The sequence below is a fragment of the Micromonospora sp. NPDC049139 genome, assembly GCF_055586845.1.
This window is the reverse complement of record NZ_JBVJHK010000003.1, coordinates 336,830-354,520: the sequence shown is the minus strand read 5'-3', so window position 1 is coordinate 354,520 and position 17,691 is coordinate 336,830. Positions and strand designations below refer to the sequence as shown.

Annotated in this window: 18 protein-coding genes; 8 read left to right on the top strand and 10 right to left on the bottom strand. The window is 70.7% G+C overall.

Annotation, left to right across the window (positions count from 1 at the left end):
- Positions 1–256 precede the first annotated feature (256 nt).
- Positions 257–571 carry a TraR/DksA family transcriptional regulator gene (locus ACZ6Q9_RS08415; RefSeq protein WP_350710945.1) on the top strand — a complete coding sequence of 105 codons (315 nt, stop codon included), beginning with the start codon at positions 257–259 and terminating at the stop codon, positions 569–571.
- A gap of 104 nt (positions 572–675) precedes the next feature.
- On the opposite strand, the gene ACZ6Q9_RS08410 is transcribed toward ACZ6Q9_RS08415, so the two are convergent.
- The 5 genes from ACZ6Q9_RS08410 to ACZ6Q9_RS08390 all read right to left on the bottom strand — a co-directional run bounded on the left by ACZ6Q9_RS08410 (position 676) and on the right by ACZ6Q9_RS08390 (position 3,901).
- Positions 676–1,611 carry a DUF2332 domain-containing protein gene (locus ACZ6Q9_RS08410; RefSeq protein WP_396828167.1) on the bottom strand — a complete coding sequence of 312 codons (936 nt, stop codon included), beginning with the start codon at positions 1,609–1,611 and terminating at the stop codon, positions 676–678.
- 17 nt (positions 1,612–1,628) lie between these two features.
- Positions 1,629–3,209: a serine/threonine-protein kinase gene (locus tag ACZ6Q9_RS08405; protein WP_396828169.1), complete on the bottom strand. Its 1,581-nt coding sequence runs from the start codon at positions 3,207–3,209 to the stop codon at positions 1,629–1,631.
- 118 nt (positions 3,210–3,327) lie between these two features.
- Positions 3,328–3,510: a hypothetical protein gene (locus ACZ6Q9_RS08400; protein ID WP_393295705.1), complete on the bottom strand. Its 183-nt coding sequence runs from the start codon at positions 3,508–3,510 to the stop codon at positions 3,328–3,330.
- Entirely contained in the window at positions 3,507–3,725 is a 219-nt protein-coding gene (locus tag ACZ6Q9_RS08395; protein ID WP_396828171.1) for a hypothetical protein, read from the bottom strand. Before ACZ6Q9_RS08395 ends, ACZ6Q9_RS08400 begins: the two co-directional genes overlap by 4 nt.
- Complete coding sequence (locus ACZ6Q9_RS08390) at positions 3,722–3,901, bottom strand: hypothetical protein (protein WP_393451918.1); 180 nt, start codon at positions 3,899–3,901, stop codon at positions 3,722–3,724. The genes ACZ6Q9_RS08395 and ACZ6Q9_RS08390 overlap by 4 nt, the downstream gene beginning before the upstream one ends.
- A gap of 330 nt (positions 3,902–4,231) precedes the next feature.
- On the opposite strand from ACZ6Q9_RS08390, the gene ACZ6Q9_RS08385 reads away from it, so the two are divergent.
- From ACZ6Q9_RS08385 to ACZ6Q9_RS08370, 4 genes are all read left to right on the top strand, one after another.
- On the top strand, positions 4,232–5,074 hold the full coding sequence (locus ACZ6Q9_RS08385; RefSeq protein ID WP_393451915.1) for a helix-turn-helix domain-containing protein: 843 nt from the start codon (positions 4,232–4,234) through the stop codon (positions 5,072–5,074).
- A 9-nt stretch (positions 5,075–5,083) separates the two neighbouring features.
- Complete coding sequence (locus tag ACZ6Q9_RS08380) at positions 5,084–5,260, top strand: DUF397 domain-containing protein (protein ID WP_393451912.1); 177 nt, start codon at positions 5,084–5,086, stop codon at positions 5,258–5,260.
- 24 nt (positions 5,261–5,284) lie between these two features.
- Complete coding sequence (locus tag ACZ6Q9_RS08375; RefSeq protein WP_393451909.1) at positions 5,285–5,476, top strand: DUF397 domain-containing protein; 192 nt, start codon at positions 5,285–5,287, stop codon at positions 5,474–5,476.
- A 121-nt stretch (positions 5,477–5,597) separates the two neighbouring features.
- On the top strand, positions 5,598–5,807 hold the full coding sequence (locus ACZ6Q9_RS08370) for a helix-turn-helix transcriptional regulator (protein ID WP_393451906.1): 210 nt from the start codon (positions 5,598–5,600) through the stop codon (positions 5,805–5,807).
- 176 nt (positions 5,808–5,983) lie between these two features.
- Here ACZ6Q9_RS08370 and ACZ6Q9_RS08365 read toward each other — a convergent pair whose 3' ends face one another.
- The 3 genes from ACZ6Q9_RS08365 to nrdR all read right to left on the bottom strand — a co-directional run bounded on the left by ACZ6Q9_RS08365 (position 5,984) and on the right by nrdR (position 11,334).
- Entirely contained in the window at positions 5,984–7,642 is a 1,659-nt protein-coding gene (locus ACZ6Q9_RS08365) for a hypothetical protein (RefSeq protein WP_393451903.1), read from the bottom strand.
- 249 nt (positions 7,643–7,891) lie between these two features.
- Entirely contained in the window at positions 7,892–10,765 is a 2,874-nt protein-coding gene (locus ACZ6Q9_RS08360; RefSeq protein WP_396828175.1) for a vitamin B12-dependent ribonucleotide reductase, read from the bottom strand.
- Between the two features lie 68 nt (positions 10,766–10,833).
- Complete coding sequence (gene nrdR, locus ACZ6Q9_RS08355; protein ID WP_393265424.1) at positions 10,834–11,334, bottom strand: transcriptional regulator NrdR; 501 nt, start codon at positions 11,332–11,334, stop codon at positions 10,834–10,836.
- 214 nt (positions 11,335–11,548) lie between these two features.
- Between nrdR and ACZ6Q9_RS08350 the strand changes: the two genes are divergently transcribed.
- Both ACZ6Q9_RS08350 and lexA read left to right on the top strand, forming a co-directional pair.
- Positions 11,549–11,908: a hypothetical protein gene (locus tag ACZ6Q9_RS08350; RefSeq protein ID WP_396828177.1), complete on the top strand. Its 360-nt coding sequence runs from the start codon at positions 11,549–11,551 to the stop codon at positions 11,906–11,908.
- Positions 11,905–12,687: a transcriptional repressor LexA gene (gene lexA, locus ACZ6Q9_RS08345; RefSeq protein WP_393451898.1), complete on the top strand. Its 783-nt coding sequence runs from the start codon at positions 11,905–11,907 to the stop codon at positions 12,685–12,687. Before ACZ6Q9_RS08350 ends, lexA begins: the two co-directional genes overlap by 4 nt.
- Positions 12,688–12,742: 55 nt before the next feature.
- Here the strand turns inward: lexA and ACZ6Q9_RS08340 are convergent, their stop codons facing one another.
- Positions 12,743–14,479 (bottom strand): hypothetical protein, encoded by a 1,737-nt coding sequence (locus tag ACZ6Q9_RS08340; protein WP_396828179.1) that lies wholly within the window; start codon positions 14,477–14,479, stop codon positions 12,743–12,745.
- A gap of 51 nt (positions 14,480–14,530) precedes the next feature.
- Positions 14,531–15,985 (bottom strand): GTPase HflX, encoded by a 1,455-nt coding sequence (hflX, locus tag ACZ6Q9_RS08335; RefSeq protein WP_396828181.1) that lies wholly within the window; start codon positions 15,983–15,985, stop codon positions 14,531–14,533.
- Between the two features lie 174 nt (positions 15,986–16,159).
- Here hflX and ACZ6Q9_RS08330 point away from each other — a divergent pair, with 174 nt between their 5' ends.
- Positions 16,160–17,626: an NAD-dependent malic enzyme gene (locus tag ACZ6Q9_RS08330; RefSeq protein WP_357693731.1), complete on the top strand. Its 1,467-nt coding sequence runs from the start codon at positions 16,160–16,162 to the stop codon at positions 17,624–17,626.
- Positions 17,627–17,691 lie beyond the last annotated feature (65 nt).

Sequence of the window (17,691 nt, the reverse complement as noted above, 5' to 3'; positions counted from 1 at the left end):
AGCAGAGGAGCACCGCCGTCGTGGTGACGGCGGCGTCCGCTGCTGCCCGTCGGCGTGCCCTGTCGGTGACCGTCGAGACCCGGGTGGTGCGATCCGCGGCCGCGCCGTCGCCTGCCGGCTCGGTGGCCTCCGGACTCCCGAGCCCCGTCCCCGCCGGACGTAGCCCTCCGTGAACCGCTTGCAACTGTGCGAACGGCCACCAGGGCGAAGCTTCTCAAGCTTCGGCCCTTTTCTTTTTTTCAGAGGGAGCTACGCCATGACCACGCACACCCAGCCGGACCAGCAGTGGCTCGATGAGCTGCGGGCGACACTGACGACCGACTTCGAGGCGCAGACCGTCCGGCTCACGCAGCTGACGGCCGACACCGGCGACCCGGGCGAGGCGCACACCCAGAGCGCGATGATCGCCGCGACCCGGCAGAGCCTGGACCAGATCACCGGGGCGCTGCGGCGCATCGCCGACGGCCGCTACGGCATCTGCGAGAAGTGCGAGGCGCCGATCCCCCGGGAACGCCTGGAGGTGCTGCCGCACGCCCGCTTCTGCGTGCCCTGCCAGCAGAAGCAGTACTGAGTGAACCGGGTCGAGGGCTGCCTCGTACGGCGGAGGCAGCCCGCGACCCGAGCGGACGCGATCTGGCCGTCACGCCGCGACCGCGCCCGGTGTCGGACGCCGGGTCAGCCCCACCAGGTCATCGCCTGGCCGTGTGTGCGGGTCCAGGCGAGGGGTACGCCGTCGAGGGACAGCACGTTGTGCAGCGCCTCGCCCGGTGGCTCCGGCAGCGCGTCGTGGGGCAGCACGCCCGGCGTCTCGTTCGCGATCCAGTGGCCGGGCAGTCCGCGTACCAGCTCGGTGAACGCTGCCCGGCGCGGAGCCGGCACCTGATAGAGCACGGAGGTGTGGAACACCACCAGCGTCGCGCCGGGCGGTGCCTGCGCGGCCAGTGCCGGCAGGTCGTCCACCAGGTCGCCGCGCGCGAGCAGCGGCGGGTCGGTCGCGGCGACGGCCGCGGCGGCCCGCAGCCGGGCGCGGCGGTGCGAGTGCTCCGGCCAGATGAGCGCGTCGAGCCAGGCGACGTCCGCCGGGTCGGTGACCCGCAGCGGGTTCAGGTCCAGCCCGGCCCGCCACACCACCTCGGGTAGCTGGTCCGGTGGCGCGGTGCCGGTGAGCGCGCAGTCGAGGACCGGCTCGCCCGTGCCGAGCAGGTGGTCGCCGTAGCGGTAGGCGTACCGGTCGGGGTAGAGGCAGAGCCCGGCGGACGCGCCGACCTCCAGCAGCGCCAGCGGCTGCGGCAGCGCGGCGAGCACCGGCAGCAGGACGGCGCACCGCCCGGGCTCGTTCGTCTGGACGGCCCGGGTGCGCATTTCCGCCTCGATCGTCGGCCAGTTCGCCACCGTGAAGTCGTGGAACGCGGCCGGGTCGTCGACGGGCCCGCCGAGTAGTCGTACGACGCCGAACAGCAGGTTCGGCTGCCGCTTGGCCGGCGGGAGCGTTTCGACCAGCGCGAGCAGTTCGTCGTCACGCGAGACCGCGAGGGAAAGGCGCTCGTAGGTCGGCGACACGCCGCGCGCCTCACGGGTACCGAACTCGGCGTAGCTCTCGGCAATCGTCATATCTTGATGATCGCCAACTAGGTCACCGGCTCCCGCTTGACCCACTGGTCCAGGGCCCGCGTGAATTCGATCACCGCAGCCTTGGCGGAGGGCGGCATCGACGTCCGGGACGCTTGGCGGTACTTCAGGCACACCGCGAGGTTGTTGACGCGAAAGTAGACACGCACGTCGCGGTCGTGCCAGCCGTGCTCGTCGAGGTCCCCCTCTTCGGAGATGTACGCCTCCTCGCCGATGCCGGGAAGCCGCTCGCCCTCGGTAGGACAGCCACCCAGGTTGGCGGGGAGCAGGGGGGCCTCCACGTCGAGCTGGGTGAGTTCCCCGTCGTCGGGATCTTGTCCGGGCTCCCATTTACAGCTGTTCGTGGCCTGGTGTGCGGACCAGAGCTTGGCCCTGGGAATCAACGGCGCAATGACCTCGGGGTGGTCGGCCAGGTACAGGCACACGCTCGGTGCGGTCGTGAACCGTCTGACCGACGGCGATGCGGACGGGGCTGCGGGCGTGGTGGCCGACGGGCTGCTGGCCTGTTGGTCCCCGGCCCGGCCGGTCTCCCGATTCGGCGCCCCGTCCGGCGCGAGCGCATAGCCGGTCGCCAGTGCGCCGGCCGCCAGGGCCGTGGCGAAGATGATCGCGGCAATGCGCGTGGGCGCGACACGTCGTGCACGCGGGCCGCTCCCCTCGGACAGCAGCGGCTCGGTCAGCTTCTTGGTCGCCCCTGCGGCCTGCTCCTTGGCTGGCATGGTGACGCGAACCGTCGGTTGGTCGCCGGCCGTGACGCCGACGGCGACCTCCCGCAGACGCTCCGCGGCCACATCGGCAGACAGCCGTTCGCCCGGGCGACGCGCCATCAGGCCGAGCAGCGTCGGACTCAGCAGACCAGCACGTTCAGCCGGCCCGGGGTCGCGGCTCATCACGGCAGCGACCAGTTCTGCCGGATCGTCCGAGTCGTACGCGGGCCGACCTTCGACGGCGAAGTACAGCGTCGCACCGAGCGACCACAGATCGGATGCCGGCTCGGCACCCTGCCCGGTCAGCCGCTCGGGCGCCACATAGCCCAGCGTGCCCATGACCGAGCCAGTCCCGGTGAGACCCCGGGTGGCGCCGATGACCGCGGCGATCCCGAAGTCCGTGAGTACGGCGCGCCCGTCCCGCCCCAACAGGACGTTCTGCGGCTTGACGTCGCGATGCAGGATGCCGGCAGCGTGAGCGACCCGCAGTGCCGCAAGCAGTTCCTCGCCGATCTCCGCGGTCCGCCGCGGACTCAGCGGTCCGTCCTCGCGCACCACCGAGTAGAGAGACGGCCCCTCGACCACGCCCATCACGATCCACGGGTGGCCATCCTCGATCAGAACATCGTGAATGGTCACGATGCCGGGGTGGTCCAACCGCCCGGCCGCCCGTGCCTCGGTTATCGCGCGCTCTCGGAGCGCCTCATGTTCGGATTCGCTCAGGCCCTCGGGCAGTCGTAACTCCTTCACTGCCACGTCGCGGTCCAGCAGGGTGTCTACAGCTCGCCAGACCACCCCCATGCCCCCGCTGCCGATCGGCTTGGCCTGCAAGACATACCGGCCCCCGGCCAGGGTCCGCCGCTCCTCCGCCATGTTCGGAAGGATAGCCAGCGTCAGCCGGCGAGGAAGCCATCGAGGGGTGTTGCTCCCGCAGCCCAACTCGACACCTACCTGCTGCCCGGTGCGGTCGGAGATGCCCGGCGGCGACGCCTCACGTTGTCCGCTTCTGGTGACGCGGCTCCCTGCGCCGCGAGATCTCCGCCAGGTGCTGGCGCTGATGCTGCCGCACCATCTCGTCCCAGACCTCCTGGTCGTAGTCCGGGTCGGGCGGGATCCACTTGTGGGAGCCGTCGCTGTAGTGGAAGCGCTCGTCGCCGCGCCGGATCACGCTCACCGCACCCACCCGAGGAAGCGCCGGTGCAGCAGCCCGGCGGGCACCCAGGTCAGGTCCTCGGCCGCCCAGACCAGGTAGGACCCCATGTAGAGGGCCAGCGACACCGGCGCGCCCTCGAACTCGGCGTGCAGTTCCCTGCGTCGGGTCTGGCACGGCCAGGGCGCGTCGCAGCCGCCGCAGCTCCACACCGGACGGACCGGGCCGTGGGTGGTCACCGCAGGCCGTCCAGGAAGCGCCAGGCGGCGACGCGAGCACGCCAGCGGGACGCCCATTCCGCCTGATGGCAGGGGTACGGCGCCAGCCGCGCCCACCACCAACGGCAACCGGCACACGGGCCGTCGACGCCGGGCAGACGCACCGACAGGACCCGCCCGACCTGATCCTCCGTCACTGCTGCTCCTCCCCCGGCCAGTGACCTCGACGTATCGGCGTGCGGTGGCGAGCCCGGCAGGGCAAATCCGACCCACACCGGCAGACCCGACGCCACCGCCGCCAGGACCAGACCGGCCGGTGCCGACGGGCCAGAGTGAGCGCCACCGCCAGCAGGTAGTCGTCGTACGACACACGCCTTGGCATCCGAACTCCTGGCAATCGTCACGTCACGCTGCGCGTGCGCCGCCGATTTTGCGCGCGCATTTTTGGGTGGTCAAGCACAGCGAGCCAGAAAGCATGCGCGTGTTGGGCGCGCTGAGACAGAGACATCGACGGCAGAATGACCGCCATGGAGAGTCCGACCTTCGTTCGTTTCCAGCTCGGCGCACAGCTCCGCCGGGTTCGCGAGGACGCCACTGTGACCGCCGAGCAGGCTGCCGAGGTCATCGAGGTGTCGGCCAGCACGTTGCGGCGCATCGAGGCGGGCCGGGTCGGGATCAAGGGGCCGGCGCTCAACGCCCTGCTGGATCGCTACGGTGTCACCGACGCCGAACTGCGCGACACGCTTCTGTCGATGGCCAAGAGCGGCAAGCAGCGGGGCTGGTGGGCCAAGTACGGCGACCTGCCGTCGTCGTACCGTCAGTACATCGGCCTGGAGTCCGCCGCCGAGGAGGTACACAACTTCGAGACGCTGGTCGTGCCGGGGTTGCTCCAGACGGCGGATTATGCGCGGGCGTTGACCAGCGCGGACGCCATCGAGCGCTCACCCGAGGCGGTCGAGCGCCGAGTCGCCGTCCGCATGAAGCGCCAGGAGCTAATCGCGTCAGGGAAGTTGCGCCTCCTGGCCGTGCTCGATGAGGCGGTGCTGCGCCGGCAGATCGGCGGCGCAGCAGTCATGGCCGACCAGCTCACTGCCCTGCTCGACGCCGCCAAACGGTGGAACGTCACGGTCCAGGTGATCCCGTTTCGGGAGGGTGCCCATGCCTCCATGGTGTCGAGCTTCCACATCCTGAACTTCGCGGACGGCCCCCGCGTGGTCTACATCGAGGGCATCACCGGCGACCTCTACGCGGAAGGTGAGGACGTGCGCCGCTGTACCGTGGTCTTCAACAGCTTGCGCGCCGCAGCCTTGTCACCCAGCGACTCGACCGCGATGATCGAGGAGATCCGCAGCGCGAGGCGCAAGGAGTAGGAGGCGCACGTGGACTCGCAGTGGCGCAAGAGCACCCGGAGCGGCGGCGACGGCGCCTGCGTCGAGACCCGGTACGTCGATGGTGTGGCCCAGGTCCGAGACAGCAAGAGCCAGCAAGGGCCGGTGCTCTCCTTCCCCCGCGACCGGTGGACGGTGTTCGTCAACTCGTTGAAGCGCCAAGGCTGATTACACGTTCTTCAAGGAGCGGTGATGGAGACCTCGGATCGCCCGGTCTGGCGCAAGTCGAGCTACAGCGACAACAACGGCGGCGCATGCGTCGAGGTCGCCGCCAGCGGCGCTGGGATATTGGTCCGGGACAGCAAGGATCCGAACGGCCCTACGCTCGACTTTTCACTTGACGCGTGGACCCTCTTCGTCTGCGAGTTCCGGACTCACCGATAGGACTTTGTCCTGCTGTTCGGATCGCTGATCCGTCCACGCGAGCGTGGTCAGCGCCGCAGCGGTCGCACTGCTGATAAGGCCGTGGATGACAGACGCAGACGAACCGGCATACCTTCACGCGGTGAAGCGACCACGCTTGTACGGGCCTGGCGAGTTGGCCGCCCTGTTCGGCGTGTCACGGCAGCGGGTTCTGCAGATCACCCGCAGGCCCGGCTTTCCTGAGCCTGTCGCCCGCCTGATCGGGACAACCATCTGGGACGCGGACGAGGTGGACGAGTGGGCTCGCCACAATCGCCCACCCCGCCCCATCGACGGCGACGAGGACCGCTGACGAGAACGTGCTGCCCGCGTCTCCGTCGCATCAGCGGCACTGGATCGGTCTGGGACAGCAAGGGCCGCTCTGCATTCCCCCGTCGTGGGACGGAATGGACCGAGCCGCGGGCGTCGGAACGCCCGGGGCTCATCGTCGTCGTACGAACTGGTGCAGTGCAGTATCTGGAAGGTCGACTATTCCTGGCCGTTGGCCAGGTCCGGTGTGGCAGCGAGGGAGCAGACGAGTACACGACCGTCCAGGGTGCCGATCGCGAGGCGGTCTGGACTCAGCCGGACGAGTGAGAGCGGAACGACGCGGTGGCCGTTGACCCGTAGCTCCTGCCGTGCGTGCACCGCACCATCCTCGGCGCGCAGGAGCACCAGTTCCCCCGAATTGAACGTGACGTAGACGAAGTCGTCGTCGGCGTCGAGCGCTGTGGCCTGATGATCGGCCGTGAAAATCCATTGCAGCTCGCCGGTCAGGTAGACACGGCGGACCACGAAGGCGTTCCCCGGCAGCAGGCCGGCACCGTCGTGGACCGCTCCGGTGTGCACGAGCGCCGGTCCGGACCGGTCGTCGAGGTACGCTCCACAGCCGCCGAACAGATGGCCGCCTCGCGACTCGTCCCATTCGAGTGGGAACAGGCGTCGCACCGAGCCCTCGGGCACATCGACGGAGACCACCCACTTGTCTTGCCAGGGCTCGTCTTCTTGGCCTTGGAGAAACAGCAGGTCCGGCGCGTAGCGGATGTCGAAGAAATGGTTGAACAGGTCATACCGGCCGAGTTCGACGGTTGCTGTTTTCACGCCGTCGGGGGGATGAAGAACGACCTCCCCGGTCGCTACCCGAGTGGGGTGCTCGATGCCGCGTAGTGCCCACCAGCCGTCGGTCCTGGACACCATGACAGCGGAAAAGGCAGGTTCGTGGATCGCCCGGACCGCACCGTCGTCCAGGTCGACCTCCGCCACGACACTCGGATCGACTGTCCACCACCCGCCCTCGAACCTGTGCGGTGTCTGCGTCAGCACCAAGGCCGTGCGCCCCTCCGGCAGCACCTTCACCTGGCGTCCCGCACCATCGACCGGGAGTCGCCACAACGACTCCTCAACCGTCGAAGACCAACATTCGAGGCGGACACCTTCGAGAGCAGCGACGATCCGGCCATCGGATAGCGAATCCACCGCCCACACCCCGCGCCGGGCCGCCCAACGCAGTCCGCGTTCCCGGCAGAGCCTCTCGATGGTGGTGACGGCGACCGCCGGGTCGGTCCGCGGTCCATCCGGAACCGGCGCCTCCCCGTACGGCATCCGTAGCATTCCCTCGGTAGCGCGATCCCAGTCGTCACGGCGAATCGAGCACGCGAGGGACGTGGTAGCGAACCGCTTTTCATCCTCGTCGCAAGGAATGGCCAGCACCAGGTCGAGCGTCTGCGGATCGCGCCACGCGATCTGCCGCACCTCGCGTGGATGAGCGAGCAACGACACGGTGGTACCGGTGGTCAGGTCCAGCAGAAGTAGTTCGCCCTCGTAGGCCCATCCGCCGTCGTACGCGCCGGTGCCGATGGCTGCCAGCGGCAGAGTCGGATGGCAGGCGATCACGTTGGTCGGCCAGCGGGTGGTGATGTAGTGCAGGCAGGTCAGGTCGTCGGACTCGTATACCGCCAACGGATACCAGCCCGGGTGCGGCCGTGACCGGCTGGAGACATCGCGGCCGTGCCACTGCGGCCATTCCAGTACCCCACCAATCACGACGAGATCACCGTCAGGCGGGGCGGCGATGGCACGGGGCTGGCCGATCTCGCAGAACGGGCCGGTGCCCAATACCTGGTCCAGTCGGACCTCGAGGGCGCTCACCGGGCGGCGTCGGGTTCGATTCTCTCGATCATGGAGTGATGATGCCCTCCCGGCTTACGGTCGGCAAGGCTACGAAGGTGTCGACGGCCAGGTGACGTGACAGCGACCGCCCAACCCCTACAGGATCGGGCGGTCGCTGTCTTCAGCCGTCGGTCGGCGCAGCGATCCTCACGGTTGCAGACCGCCGGCCTTCAGCCGTCGTCGTCATCGAGCAATTCGGCGTTACAGCAGATGCAATTCGGCGCAATATCAGCTGCAGCCGCTGGTGGAGCCGCAGCCCTCGCAGACGTAGCAGCTACCGGCCGGACGCATCTTCGTACCGCAGGTGAAGCAGAGCGGCGCGTCGGCGGCCTTGCCGATCACGGCCTCCAGCAGCTCCGTGCTGGAACCCACGGACGGCGCCGGCTTGGCGGCGGCGACGTCCGCGACCTCCTGTGCCGGCTGCGCGACCGGCCCGGTCTTGGGCTCGGTCGGCGCCTCGACCGGGGCGGAGGCGGCCATCGCGGTGAGGTCCGCACCGTTCGCCTCCGCCTCCGCCTCGGCCCGGAGCTGGGCGGCCCGCTCACTGGCGGTGAAGATGCCCAGCTCCGCGCGGCGCTCGTACGGCAGGAAGTCCAGCGCCAGGCGACGGAAGATGTAGTCCATCACCGAGGCGGCCATCCGCACGTCCGGGTCGTCGGTCATGCCGGCCGGCTCGAAGCGCATGTTGGTGAACTTGCTGACGTACGTCTCCAGCGGGACGCCGTACTGGAGACCGATGGAGATGGCCACCGAGAAGGCGTCCATCACGCCGGCCAGGGTCGAGCCCTGCTTCGACATCTTGAGGAAGACCTCGCCGAGGCCGTCGTCCGGGTAGGACGACGCGGTGAGGTAGCCCTCGGCGCCGCCGACGGAGAAGCTGACCGTCTGGGACGGGCGCTTCTTCGGCAGCCGCTTGCGCACCGGGCGGTACTCGACGACCTTCTCGACGACCTTCTCCACCTCGGCGGGGGCGGCCTCGGTGGCCTTGTTGGACTTGGCCACCGAGAGCGGCTGGCCGACCTTGCAGTTGTCGCGGTAGATCGCCAGCGCCTTGAGGCCGAGCTTCCAGCCCTCGAAGTAGATCTTCTCGACGTCCTCGACGGTGGCCGCCTCCGGCATGTTGACCGTCTTGGAGATGGCGCCGGAGACGAACGGCTGGATGGCCGCCATCATCCGCACGTGGCCCATCGGGGCGATGGAGCGCTCGCCCATCGCGCAGTCGAAGACCGGGTAGTGCTCCGGCTTGAGGCCGGGGGCGTCTACCACGTGGCCGTGGTCGGCGATGTGCTCGACGATCGCCTCGACCTGCTCCTCGGGGTAGCCGAGGCTGCGCAGGGCGCGCGGCACGGTCTGGTTGACGATCTGCATGGATCCGCCGCCGACCAGCTTCTTGAACTTGACCAGCGCCAGGTCCGGCTCCACGCCGGTCGTGTCGCAGTCCATCATGAAGCCGATGGTGCCGGTCGGGGCGAGGACGCTGGCCTGCGAGTTGCGCCAGCCGTTCTTGTCACCGATCTTGTTGCCCTGGGTCCACTGCTTCGTGGCCTCCCGCTGGATCGCGGTGGCAACGGTGCCGGCCGGCTTGATCGCGTCGTTGGCGGCGGCGTGCTTGCGCATGACCCGCTTGTGCGGCTCGGCGTTGCGGGCGTAGCCGTCGTACGGGCCGACGACACCGGCCAGCTCGGCCGAGCGGCGGTAGGCGGTGCCCGTCATCAGCGAGGTGATCGCCGCGGCGACCGAGCGGCCCTGCTCCGAGTCGTACGGGAGGCCGGAGGCCATCAGCAGGGCGCCGAGGTTGGCGTAGCCGATGCCGAGCTGCCGGTAGGCGCGGGACGTCTCACCGATCTTCTCGGTGGGGAAGTCGGCGAAGCAGATCGAGATGTCCATCGCGGTGATGACGAACTCGACCGACTTGACGAACTTCTCCACCTCGAAGCCGCCGTCGGCGCGGAGGAACTTCATCAGGTTCAGCGAGGCCAGGTTGCACGAGGAGTTGTCCAGGTGCAGGTACTCCGAGCACGGGTTCGACGCGGTGATCCGCCCGGTCTCCGGGCAGGTGTGCCAGTCGTTGATGGTGTCGTCGTATTGCAGGCCGGGGTCGGCGCACTCCCAGGCGGCCTGGGAGATGGAGCGGAACAGGTTCTTGGCGTCGATGGTCTCGATCACCGCGCCGTCGAGCCGGCCGCGCAGGTCGAAGCCGCCGCCGTTCTCCACGGCGGTCATGAACTCGTCGGAGACGCGGACCGAGTTGTTGGCGTTCTGGTACTGCACGCTGACGATGTCGGCGCCGCCCAGGTCCATGTCGAACCCGGCGTCGCGCAGCGCGCGGATCTTGTCCTCCTCGCGCGCCTTGGTGACCACGAACTCCTGGATGTCCGGGTGGTCCACGTCGAGGATGACCATCTTGGCCGCGCGCCGGGTGGCGCCGCCGGACTTGATGGTGCCGGCGGAGGCGTCCGCGCCGCGCATGAAGCTGACCGGGCCGGAGGCGTTGCCGCCGGAGGAGAGCAGCTCGCGGGAGGAGCGGATCCGGGACAGGTTGACGCCGGAGCCGGAGCCGCCCTTGAAGATCAGCCCCTCCTCCTTGTACCAGTCGAGGATGGAGTCCATCGAGTCGTCGACGGCCAGGATGAAGCAGGCGCTGACCTGCTGCGGCGAGGGCGTGCCGACGTTGAACCAGACCGGCGAGTTGAAGCTGAACACCTGGTGCAGCAGCATCCAGGTCAGCTCGTGGGCGAAGACCTCGGCGTCGGCCGGGCTGGCGAAGTAGCCGTACTCCTCACCGGCGGTGCGGTAGGTGGTGACCACCCGGTCGATCAGCTGCTTGAGCGACCACTCCCGCTCCGGGGTGCCCACCGCGCCCCGGAAGTACTTGGTGGTCACGATGTTCGCCGCGTTGACGCTCCACGACTCCGGGAACTCGACCCCGCGCTGCTCGAAGTTGATCGAGCCGTCGCGCCAGTTCGTCATCACGACGTCGCGGCGCTCCCAGGCGACCTCGTCGTAGGGGTGCACCCCCTCGGTGGTCCAGACCCGCTCGATCTTGAGCCCCGCGCCGGCCTTGCTCCGTGCCCTGCTCGTCGTCACACCATCCCCCGACATCTCATCCGCCCCCTCGTCCGCGCGGCCACCTCGCCACGCGATCCGACTGTCATCAACTGCGAAGAACTTCAACTGGTACGGCCGGCGGCCTCGGCCGCGTCGGCCCCGGCGCCCTCCCGGGCGCGTGCGGCGGCCCGCAGCGTCTCGATCTCCCGCTCGAAGTCGGCGAGCGAGTCGAACGACCGGTAGACGCTGGCGAACCGCATGTAGGCGACCTCGTCCAGGTCCTGCAGCGGACCCAGGATGGCCAGCCCCACCTCGTGGCTCGGGATCTCGGCGGCCCCCTTGGCCCGGACGGTCTCCTCGACCTTCTGCGCGAGCAGCGCGATCGAGTCGTCGTCCACCGGCCGGCCCTGGCACGCCTTGCGCACCCCGCCGATGATCTTCGTGCGGCTGAACGGCTCGGTGACCCCGCTGCGCTTGACGACCGCGAGGACCGCCTCCTCCACCGTGGTGAACCGCTTCCCGCACTCCGGGCAGGACCGCCGCCGGCGGATCAACTGGCCGTCGTCGGCCTCCCGCGAGTCGACCACCCGGGAGTCCGCGTGCCGGCAGTACGGACACCGCATCGGCCCGACCTCCTTCATCGACTGCGGGCACGCCGACCGCTTCCCGGGCATGCGTCAGCGCGGCGGAGCCATCTGTCGATGGTCTTCGCCGTGTCGACGGTACGGGAGTGCGGTCGGTAGTCGAACCCAACCTGTAGGCGACTTACGCCCGTGTGACTACTACATCTAGGGGTCGACCGTATGCCGCCGACGATCCGCGGTCAAGTTGAGCGGCGTGTCCGGCGCGTCACCGCCATCCGGAGTCGACCCCGGCCGGCGCGACCCGCCGCAGAACCAACCGTCCGACGCCTCCCGGGGTTATTCGTCCGGTCGCGGCGAAACCGCCGCCGATCGGGCAGGCGTCGAACACCCGTTCGACCCGACGTACCATTTATCAGAACGTGAGTACGAGCAGGGCCACTTTTCACCCCGACACGCCGAGGTGATGTCGTACAGACGTTTGAAAATGACCGATCTCACCTATACGGTCATGAACAACCGGGCGCGGATCGTTCCGTTCACCGGTCACCACGCACCGCCGCACGCACCACGAGCCGCCAAGGCACCCAGCGCCGACCAGGGAGGACGGACGTGACCGAGGACCGGGCCAGCCGGCCGAAGAGCCCGCAGCAGATCACCGAGGCGGGCCCGCCGGCCACCCGACGCCGGAGCGCCGCGCGCAGCCGGGCCGGGCAGCCCGCCGTGCGCCCGGTCACCCCGGTGGTGAGCGCCTTCCCCGACCCGGCGACGGTGGATCTCACCGCCCGGCAGCGGCGGATCCTGGAGTTCATCCGCACCTGGGTGGACCGGCACGGCTATCCGCCGAGCGTGCGCGAGATCGGCGAGGCGGTCGGCCTGGTGTCGCCGTCCAGCGTCGCCTACCAGCTCAAGGAGCTGGAGAAGAAGGGCTTCCTGCGCCGCGACCCCAACCGGCCGCGCGCCGTGGACGTCCGGGCCCCCAACGACGTCGACGACGAGCTGAGCCGCTCGCAGCGCCCCGCCCCGGCGTACGTGCCGATGCTGGGCCGGATCGCGGCCGGTGGCCCGATCCTGGCCGAGCAGGCCGTGGAGGACATCTTCCCTCTTCCCCGCGAGCTGGTGGGTGAGGGCGAGGTCTTCATGCTCCAGGTCAAGGGCGACTCGATGCTCGACGCGGCGATCTGCGACGGCGACTGGGTCGTGGTCCGGCAGCAGCCGACCGCTGAGGCGGGCGACATCGTCGCCGCGATGCTCGACGGCGAGGCGACGGTCAAGACCTACCGCCGCCGCGACGGGCACGTCTGGCTGATGCCGCAGAACCCGGCCTTCGACCCGATCCCCGGCGACGACGCGACCATCATGGGCCGGGTCGTCGCGGTGCTGCGCCGCATCTGATCCCGTGGCGCCTCCGGAGCGGTCGCCGACGGCGACCCCCGGAGGCCCGGGGACGTCAGTAGCGGTCGCCCCGGTAGCCGCGGCCGCCACCCCGCCCGTGGCCGTTGGGGCCGCCGCGGCCGTCGTCGTAGCCCTCGTCGCGCCGGCGGGCCGGCCGCTGAGCGCGAGGATCCTGCTCGCCGCCGCGACGGGGCGGCTCCGCCCGGCCACCGCCGCCGTGGACGCCGGGGCCCGGTTGGCCCCCGCCGCCGTAGACGCCACCACCGGGACGGCCGCCGCCACCCTGCCGGCCACCGCCGCCACCGCCTGCGGGACCACCGGGGCCCGGCGGCCGGCCGCCACCGTAGGCTCCGCCACCGCCACTGGCCGGGCGACCGCCGCCACCACCACCGCCGGCAGGGCGACCGCCACCGTAGACGCCGCCGCCGGCCGGGCGGCCACCGCCGTAGACCCCGCCGCCGGCCGGCGCGGCCCCGCCGCGACCACCGCCCGCCGGGACCGCCCCGCCCCGCCCGCCACCGGGCGCACCGCCGTAGACGCCACCGGAGGGCGCGCCACCGTAGACGCCGCCCCGCGCCCGGTCGCCCGGCGGCAGGAAGTCGTCGTCCGCCGGGCCCCGCGGATCGTCGGCGAGGTCGTCGCGCTCCGGCCCGTCGGCGTCCCGGCGCGGGGCGGCCGGTCTGCGCCGGGCCCGCAGGATGCCGAAGACGCCGGCGGCCACCATCAGCGCGCCGATCACGCCGACCGCGGCGATGATGTACGTGATGTCGCTCAGGCTCAGGCCGTCGAGCCACGACTGCCCGGCCGCCTTCTTCGGCCCGTCGCCCTTGCCGGCGACCGGCTTCGCGCCCTCGGCGGACGGGGTGTAGCTGAGGATCTCCACCGGCTCGGCCTCGTCGAGCTGGCCGCCGTCGGAGACGGTGAGGAACGTCTTGCCGTCCGGGGTGTAGGCGATCGCCTCACCGAACGGATCGGTCAGCGCCGTCACCCGGGGCTTGGCGGAGGTCAGGGCCGCCACGATGTCGCCGCCGGTCACGTCGTACTCGAAGGCGTCGGCGTAGGTGCGCACCACCACCCGGGACCCGTCGGGGGAACGGGCGGCTCCGGTGATCGCCACGCGGCCCGGAGCGCCGAGCCGGTTGTCCGTGTCCGTCCTCGGCAGGGCGATCTCGCCGACCTTCTTCATCGGCACCGCCTCGGTGTCCCCGCTCTTCATCTTCGCGGCGGGGGTGAAGATCTGCGCCTTGCCCGACATCACCTTGGTGATGATCAGCGGGTTGCCGTCGTCGCCGATGAGCAACGCCTCGGCGTCGTGCGGTTTGCCCTCGGGGTAGGAGAGCCGGTGCAGCACCGGCCGCTTGGACCCGTTGACCGGCATGCTCCACAGCGCCACCCGCTCGCGGCGCTCGCGGCTGGTGACGTTGTCACCGGTGTCGGCGATCCACAGGGTCTGGCCGTTCGGCGAGAGCGCCAGGTCCTCCGTGTCGAACGGCCCCTGCCCCGAATAGCGGACCGGCTCCTTCGAGATCTCACACTTGGCGTCGAGGAAGAAGACCCGCTTGCGGCTCTCCACCTCGGTGCCGTCGTTGATCACGATGTAGCCGCTCTTGGTGGCCACCAGGCCGGAGAGCTCGCGCAGCCGCTCGTCGGTCACCGCGCACCGCTTCTTGCCGGCGGCGGCCGTGAGCGGGGACGAGGCCGAGGCGGGCGCCGCCAGGGCGGCCCCCGCACACGCCACGGTCGCCCCCAGCAAGCCGAGGGCGACCGTGACCGAAGCAACAGCGCGGCGCATTGAATCAGTGTCGCATGCCGCAGGTTTCCGCCGGGTGACGCCGGGACGCCGTCACCGGGCGGACGCGACCACCTGGCTCTCCGCCGCCGCTCGGAACGGGGCCAGCTCCGCGGCGAGCGCCTCGCCCACCCGGACGTGCACCAGCGTCCCCTCCGGCAGGTGGGAGGTGCTCAGCACCTCACCCTGCCGGTGCACCCGCGCCACCAGGTCGCCCCGGTCGTACGGGAGCACCGCGCGGACCTCCACCGCCGGGCGGGGCAGCCGCTCCTCGACGGCCTCGCGCAGCCCGTCGAGCCCGCGCCCGGTGTGCGCGGAGACGAAGACCGCCTCCGGCCAGAGCCGCTTGAGCCGCAGCAGCGTCTCCTCGTCGGCCGCGTCGGTCTTGTTGACCACCAGCAGCTCGGGCAGCCGGTCGGCGCCCACCTCGGCGAGCACCTCACGGACGGCGCGGACCTGCTCCTCCGGATCCGGGTGGGTGCCGTCGACGACGTGCACCACCAGGTCGGCCTCGGCCACCTCCTCCAGCGTCGAGCGGAACGCCTCGACGATCTGGTGCGGCAGGTGCCGGACGAAGCCGACGGTGTCGGAGAGGGTGTAGAGCCGCCCGTCGGAGGTGGTGGCCTTGCGGGTGGTCGGGTCGAGGGTGGCGAAGAGCGCGTTCTCGACCAGCACACCCGCGCCGGTCAACCGGTTGAGCAGGCTGGACTTGCCGGCGTTGGTGTAGCCGGCGATGGCGACGGCGGGAACGGCGTTGCGGGACCGCCGGGCGCGCTTGGTCTGGCGTACCAACCGCATGCCCTTGATCTCCCGGCGCAGCCGGGCGATGCGGTGGCGGATCCGGCGCCGGTCGGTCTCCAGCTTGGTCTCACCGGGGCCACGCAGGCCCACGCCGCCGCCGGCGCCCCCGCCACGACCGCTACCACCGGTCTGCCGGGAGAGCGTCTCACCCCAACCGCGCAGGCGGGGCAGCAGGTATTCGAGCTGGGCCAGCTCGACCTGCGCCTTGCCCTCCTTGCTCTTGGCGTGCTGGGCGAAGATGTCGAGGATCAGCGCGGTGCGGTCCACCACCTTGACCTTGGTGCGCTGCTCCAGGTTGCGCAGCTGGGACGGCGACAGCTCGCCGTCGCAGATCACCGTGTCGGCGCCGCTGGAGAGCACGACCGAACCGAGGTCGTCGACCTTTCCCCGGCCGATGTAGGTGGCCGGGTCGGGGCGGTTGCGCCGCTGGATCAGCCCTTCGAGCACCTGCGAGCCGGCGGTCTCCGCCAGCGCGGCCAGCTCGGTGAGGCTGTTCTCGGCGTCGCTCTGGCTGCCCTCGGTCCAGACGCCCACCAGGACCACGCGCTCCAGGCGCAGCTGGCGGTATTCGACCTCGGTGATGTCGGCGAGCTCGGTGGAGAGGCCAGGGACCCGCCGCAGCGCCTGCCGCTCTGACAGCTCGAACTCGCCGGTGGTGGCGTCGAGCTCGTCGTCGGTGTAGGGGAGGTAGGTCTCCTGGTTGGTCAAGCTGGTCTCCTGTCCGTTCTGTCACGTACCGAGCAATCCTGACATGTGTCAACGCCGGGCGCACCCGCTATATGCCCGCGTGAAATGCCACAAAAGCGGGGGCGGCCGGTGGGCCGGCCCGGGTGGGCGAGTAGAAATGCGGTGCGAGCCGCTCAGCGTCGACGGAGGGATCCTGTGTCAATCACCCGACTTCCGAGTGCCGGATTCTCGATCACCATCCGGATCGCCGTGCCTGCGGACGCGTCCTCCATCGGCCGGCTGACCACCTCCGTCGGCGAGGCCGGCGCGATCGTCACGGCGCTCGACGTGGTCGACTCCGACCCGACCCACGTGATCGTCGACCTGACCTGCGACACCGCCGACGCCGCCCACGCCGACCAGGTGGTCGACGCGCTGACCGCGCTCGACGGCGTGGACGTGCGCAAGGTCTCCGACCGGACGTTCCTGCTGCACCTCGGCGGCAAGATCGAGGTCAGCTCGAAGGTGGCGCTGCGCACCCGCGACGAGCTGTCCCGCGCGTACACCCCGGGGGTGGCCCGGGTCTGCCAGGCGATCGCGGAGAACCCGGCCGACGCCCGGCGGCTCACCATCAAGCGCAACACCGTGGCCGTGGTCAGCGACGGCTCGGCCGTGCTGGGCCTGGGCAACCTCGGGCCGGCGGCGTCGCTGCCGGTGATGGAGGGCAAGGCGGCGCTGTTCAAGCGCTTCGGCGGGGTGGACGCCTGGCCGGTGGTCCTGGACACCCAGGACACCGACGAGATCGTGCAGATCGTCAAGGCCATCGCGCCCGCGTACGGCGGGATCAACCTGGAGGACATCGCCGCGCCGCGCTGCTTCGAGATCGAGGCCCGGCTTCGGGAGGCGCTGGACATCCCGGTCTTCCACGACGACCAGCACGGCACCGCGATCTGCGTGCTGGCCGCGCTGACCAACGCACTGCGCGTCGTGGGCAAGCAGCTCGCGGACGTCCGGGTCGTGGTCTCCGGCGCCGGCGCGGCCGGCACCGCGATCATGAAGCTGCTGCTGCGCCAGGGCGTGGGCGACATCATCGCGTACGACCGGCAGGGTGCCCTGCACCGCGGCCTGACCGGGCTCAACCCGGCCTGGCAGTGGCTGGCCGACCACACCAACAAGGACAACTACGCCGGTGACCTGCCCGGGGCGGTACGCGACGCGGACGTCTTCATCGGCGTCAGCGCGCCGAACCTGCTCACCGGCGACGACATCGCCATGATGGCCAAGGACGCCATCGTCTTCGCGCTGGCGAACCCGGACCCGGAGGTCGACCCGCGCGAGGCGCGCAAGCACGCCGCCGTGGTCGCCACCGGCCGTTCCGACCAGCCGAACCAGATCAACAACGTGCTCGCCTTCCCGGGTGTCTTCCGCGGCATGCTGGACGCGCACGCCGAGGAGTTCACCGAGGAGATGGCGATCGCCGCCGCCCGGGCCATCGCGGACGTGGTCGGCGAGGACAAGATCAACCCGACGGTGATCGTGCCCAGCGTCTTCGACTCCCGGGTGGCCCCGGCGGTCGCCGCGGCGGTGCGCGCCGCCGCCCAGAACCCGGCCCCGGCCCCGGCCGCGGACCCCGGCCCGGCCGACCTCCCCGAGATCGCCGCCGAAGCCAGCGCCACCCCCTGACACCCCACACCCCACCCCCACCCCGCCCCACCCCGGCGATCTTGCAGTTCCTGCCCAGGCATTCG